The sequence below is a fragment of the Marinobacter sediminum genome, from assembly GCF_016820575.1.
GTDB classification, from domain to species: domain Bacteria; phylum Pseudomonadota; class Gammaproteobacteria; order Pseudomonadales; family Oleiphilaceae; genus Marinobacter; species Marinobacter sediminum.
In genome coordinates this window covers 1-5501 of sequence record NZ_JAEMQH010000008.1, presented here as the reverse complement: position 1 = coordinate 5501, position 5501 = coordinate 1, and the positions used below count along the sequence as shown (strand labels likewise).

The following is a 5501-nucleotide window of genomic DNA, read 5'->3' as shown; positions in this document are numbered from 1 at the left end:
CTGTAGAATGCGCATCTCTTCTGAGGGACAAGCCACTGACACAGCGGCTACCGAGGAAGGCAACCGTTTGAAATTGTTGAAGAAATTGAGTTTCAAAATTCTTCAGAAAGCGGTTGACAGAGAGGTGAATCGCTGTAGAATGCGCCCTCTCGAAACAAGCAGTAAGCCGGTTGATTTTCGGCGCTTTCCGGAGACGGAAAACATTGAAAATAAACGGTTGACAAGGCGGCGACACGATGTAGAATACGCCACCTTGATTGAGCAACAGCTCAAACGCTCTTTAAAAAATTGACCAAGTAATTCGTGTGGGCGCTGGCCGAGGTATTTCGGATACGAAATATCAGGACAGTGACTCGTCGAAATTGAGTTTTGTCTTGAGCAAGAATAGAGAATCTTCGGATTCTTGTATGATTTAAACTGAAGAGTTTGATCATGGCTCAGATTGAACGCTGGCGGCAGGCTTAACACATGCAAGTCGAGCGGTAACAGGGGTAGCTTGCTACCCGCTGACGAGCGGCGGACGGGTGAGTAATGCATAGGAAACTGCCCAGTAGTGGGGGATAGCCCGGGGAAACCCGGATTAATACCGCATACGTCCTTCGGGAGAAAGCAGGGGATCTTCGGACCTTGCGCTATTGGATGTGCCTATGTCGGATTAGCTAGTTGGTGAGGTAAAGGCTCACCAAGGCGACGATCCGTAGCTGGTCTGAGAGGATGATCAGCCACATCGGGACTGAGACACGGCCCGAACTCCTACGGGAGGCAGCAGTGGGGAATATTGGACAATGGGGGAAACCCTGATCCAGCCATGCCGCGTGTGTGAAGAAGGCTTTCGGGTTGTAAAGCACTTTCAGTGAGGAGGAAAAGTTAGTCCTTAATACGGGCTAGCCTTGACGTTACTCACAGAAGAAGCACCGGCTAACTCCGTGCCAGCAGCCGCGGTAATACGGAGGGTGCAAGCGTTAATCGGAATTACTGGGCGTAAAGCGCGCGTAGGTGGTTTGATAAGCGAGATGTGAAAGCCCCGGGCTTAACCTGGGAACGGCATTTCGAACTGTCAGGCTAGAGTGTGGTAGAGGGTAGTGGAATTTCCTGTGTAGCGGTGAAATGCGTAGATATAGGAAGGAACACCAGTGGCGAAGGCGGCTACCTGGACCAACACTGACACTGAGGTGCGAAAGCGTGGGGAGCAAACAGGATTAGATACCCTGGTAGTCCACGCCGTAAACGATGTCAACTAGCCGTTGGGGATCTTGAATCCTTAGTGGCGCAGCTAACGCACTAAGTTGACCGCCTGGGGAGTACGGCCGCAAGGTTAAAACTCAAATGAATTGACGGGGGCCCGCACAAGCGGTGGAGCATGTGGTTTAATTCGACGCAACGCGAAGAACCTTACCTGGCCTTGACATGCAGAGAACTTTCCAGAGATGGATTGGTGCCTTCGGGAACTCTGACACAGGTGCTGCATGGCCGTCGTCAGCTCGTGTCGTGAGATGTTGGGTTAAGTCCCGTAACGAGCGCAACCCCTATCCCTAGTTGCTAGCAGTTCGGCTGAGAACTCTAGGGAGACTGCCGGTGACAAACCGGAGGAAGGTGGGGATGACGTCAGGTCATCATGGCCCTTACGGCCAGGGCTACACACGTGCTACAATGGTGCGCACAGAGGGCTGCAAACCCGCGAGGGGGAGCTAATCTCACAAAACGCATCGTAGTCCGGATCGGAGTCTGCAACTCGACTCCGTGAAGTCGGAATCGCTAGTAATCGTGAATCAGAATGTCACGGTGAATACGTTCCCGGGCCTTGTACACACCGCCCGTCACACCATGGGAGTGGATTGCACCAGAAGTGGTTAGTCTAACCTTCGGGAGGACGATCACCACGGTGTGGTTCATGACTGGGGTGAAGTCGTAACAAGGTAGCCGTAGGGGAACCTGCGGCTGGATCACCTCCTTAAACGAAGCCGAATGCTTCGGTCAGAGTCCACACGAATTACTTGGTTGATTAATAAAGAGAGCAGATGGGTCTATCAGGCCCGTACCATTGGGTCTGTAGCTCAGGTGGTTAGAGCGCACCCCTGATAAGGGTGAGGTCGGTGGTTCAAGTCCACCCAGACCCACCAAAATTGCTCAACTCCTGGAGTTGGACAATTTGAGGTAGCTTAAATGGGGCTATAGCTCAGCTGGGAGAGCGCCTGCCTTGCACGCAGGAGGTCGGCAGTTCGATCCTGCCTAGCTCCACCAATATTTACTGACTAACTTCGGTTAGCAGTGTCCAGAAACAAGCATTTCATCAATAACCGATGTTGTTGGATGAAGTTCTTCTTTCTGATCACTGGGTCAGATTTGCTCTTTAACAAATTGGACGAGAAAGAACACGAGTACGATTCTCTCATTATCTCCGAGAGAACGTATTCAAGTGATAGCGATTTCAAGCGTTATCCGGTGTTGTCGTTGAAGTGGTTGTTATATCGCTTCAAGTGACTGTCTCGACACAAGACTCTGAGTCAGGCTTGCCTGGTCCGGATGCTTGCAGCGAGAACAGTTGTCTTGGGGTTATATAGTCAAGCAACTAAGCGCATACGGTGGATGCCTTGGCAGTCAGAGGCGATGAAAGACGTGGAAGCCTGCGATAAGGTTCGGGGAGCTGGCAAACGAGCTGTGATCCGGACATTTCTGAATGGGGAAACCCACCCGATTTCGGTCGGGTATCTTGCACTGAATACATAGGTGTAAGAGGCGAACCGGGGGAACTGAAACATCTAAGTACCCCGAGGAAAAGAAATCAACCGAGATTCCCTAAGTAGCGGCGAGCGAACGGGGATTAGCCCTTAAGCTAAACAACTGGTAGGAGAAGGCTCTGGAAAGTGCCGCCATAGTGGGTGATAGCCCCGTATCCGAAACCTGAGTTTAGTGAAATCGAGTAGGACGGGACACGTGGTATCCTGTCTGAATATGGGGGGACCATCCTCCAAGGCTAAATACTCCTGACTGACCGATAGTGAACCAGTACCGTGAGGGAAAGGCGAAAAGAACCCCTGTGAGGGGAGTGAAATAGATCCTGAAACCGTATGCGTACAAGCAGTCGGAGCGGACTTGTTCCGTGACGGCGTACCTTTTGTATAATGGGTCAGCGACTTATGTTCAGTGGCGAGGTTAACCGTTTAGGGGAGCCGTAGGGAAACCGAGTCTGAATAGGGCGATTTAGTCGCTGGGCATAGACCCGAAACCGGGCGATCTATCCATGAGCAGGTTGAAGGTTGAGTAACATCAACTGGAGGACCGAACCCACTGTCGTTGAAAAGCCAGGGGATGACTTGTGGATCGGAGTGAAAGGCTAATCAAGCCCGGAGATAGCTGGTTCTCCCCGAAAGCTATTTAGGTAGCGCCTCGGACGAATACCACAGGGGGTAGAGCACTGTTTCGGCTAGGGGGTCATCCCGACTTACCAACCCGATGCAAACTCCGAATACCTGTGAGTACTATCCGGGAGACACACGGTGGGTGCTAACGTCCATCGTGAAGAGGGAAACAACCCAGACCGCCAGCTAAGGTCCCCAAGTACCAGTTAAGTGGGAAACGATGTGGGAAGGCTCAGACAGCTAGGAGGTTGGCTTAGAAGCAGCCATCCTTTAAAGAAAGCGTAATAGCTCACTAGTCGAGTCGGCCTGCGCGGAAGATGTAACGGGGCTCAAACTGGTCACCGAAGCTGCGGCTGCATACTTTGTATGCGGGGTAGGGGAGCGTTCTGTAAGCCTGCGAAGGTGTGTTGAGAAGCATGCTGGAGGTATCAGAAGTGCGAATGCTGACATGAGTAACGACAATGCGGGTGAAAAACCCGCACGCCGGAAGACCAAGGGTTCCTGCGCAACGCTAATCGGCGCAGGGTGAGTCGGCCCCTAAGGCGAGACCGAAAGGTGTAGTCGATGGGAAACGGATTAATATTTCCGTACCTTGGATAGCTGCGATGGAGAGACGGAGAAGGCTAGGTGAGCCGGGCGACGGTTGTCCCGGTTTAAGCGTGTAGGGAGTGGACTTAGGCAAATCCGGGTCCACAATTCTGAGACGCGACGACGACTGCTCTTTTAGAGCGGGAAGTCATTGATGCCATGCTTCCAGGAAAATCTTCTAAGCTTCAGGCTATTCGAGACCGTACCCCAAACCGACACAGGTGGTCAGGTAGAGAATACCAAGGCGCTTGAGAGAACTCGGGTAAAGGAACTAGGCAAAATGGTGCCGTAACTTCGGGAGAAGGCACGCTGGTAGTAGGTGATACCCCTCGCGGGTGGAGCTGATGCCAGTCGAAGATACCAGGCCCCTGCGACTGTTTATTAAAAACACAGCACTGTGCAAACACGAAAGTGGACGTATACGGTGTGACGCCTGCCCGGTGCCGGAAGGTTAATTGATGGGGTTAGCATTCGTGCGAAGCTCTTGATCGAAGCCCCGGTAAACGGCGGCCGTAACTATAACGGTCCTAAGGTAGCGAAATTCCTTGTCGGGTAAGTTCCGACCTGCACGAATGGCGTAACGATGGGGGCGCTGTCTCTACCCGAGACTCAGTGAAATTGAAATCGCCGTGAAGATGCGGTGTATCCGCGGCTAGACGGAAAGACCCCGTGAACCTTTACTATAGCTTCACAGTGAACTTTGAGCATGTTTGTGTAGGATAGCTGGGAGGCTTTGAAGTGGGAACGCCAGTTCTCATGGAGCCAACCTTGAAATACCAGCCTGACATGTTTGAGGTTCTAACTTGGACCCCTTATCGGGGTTGAGGACACTGTGTGGTGGGTAGTTTGACTGGGGCGGTCTCCTCCCAAAGCGTAACGGAGGAGCACAAAGGTGGGCTAAGCATGGTCGGACATCATGCGGTTAGTGTAATGGCACAAGCCCGCTTAACTGCGAGACAGACACGTCGAGCAGGTACGAAAGTAGGTCATAGTGATCCGGTGGTTCTGTATGGAAGGGCCATCGCTCAACGGATAAAAGGTACTCCGGGGATAACAGGCTGATACCGCCCAAGAGTTCACATCGACGGCGGTGTTTGGCACCTCGATGTCGGCTCATCACATCCTGGGGCTGAAGCCGGTCCCAAGGGTATGGCTGTTCGCCATTTAAAGTGGTACGCGAGCTGGGTTTAGAACGTCGTGAGACAGTTCGGTCCCTATCTGCCGTGGACGTTGGAGATTTGAGGAAAGCTGCTCCTAGTACGAGAGGACCGGAGTGGACGAACCGCTGGTGTTCGGGTTGTGTCGCCAGACGCATTGCCCGGTAGCTATGTTCGGATAGGATAACCGCTGAAAGCATCTAAGCGGGAAGCCCCTTCCAAGATGAGATCTCCCTGGACCTTTAAGGTCCCTAAAGAGCCGTTCAAGACCAGGACGTTGATAGGTCGGGTGTGTAAGCGCTGCGAGGCGTTGAGCTAACCGATACTAATTGCTCGTGCGGCTTGACTATATAACACCCAAGACAATTGCGGATAACGCAACGAAATCAACATCACT

General features: G+C 52.5%; 1 protein-coding gene, 2 tRNA genes and 2 rRNA genes. All 5 read left to right on the top strand.

Translation table 11 applies throughout. From position 1 onward, the window contains the following. On the top strand, window positions 1-292 hold a 292-nt coding region (locus tag FGO67_RS17165; protein ID WP_238942545.1), incomplete at its 5' end, for a hypothetical protein. 122 nt (window positions 293-414) lie between these two features. Further along, window positions 415-1954: ribosomal RNA gene (locus FGO67_RS16950) — 16S ribosomal RNA — on the top strand. Window positions 1955-2043: 89 nt separating this feature from the next. After that, window positions 2044-2120 (top strand) — tRNA-Ile (locus FGO67_RS16945). A gap of 45 nt (window positions 2121-2165) precedes the next feature. Then, window positions 2166-2241, top strand: a tRNA-Ala gene (locus FGO67_RS16940). Window positions 2242-2559: 318 nt separating this feature from the next. Continuing rightward, a 23S ribosomal RNA gene (locus FGO67_RS16935) occupies window positions 2560-5454 on the top strand. Together the 16S and 23S rRNA genes with 2 tRNA genes alongside form the textbook arrangement of a ribosomal RNA operon. Window positions 5455-5501 lie beyond the last annotated feature (47 nt).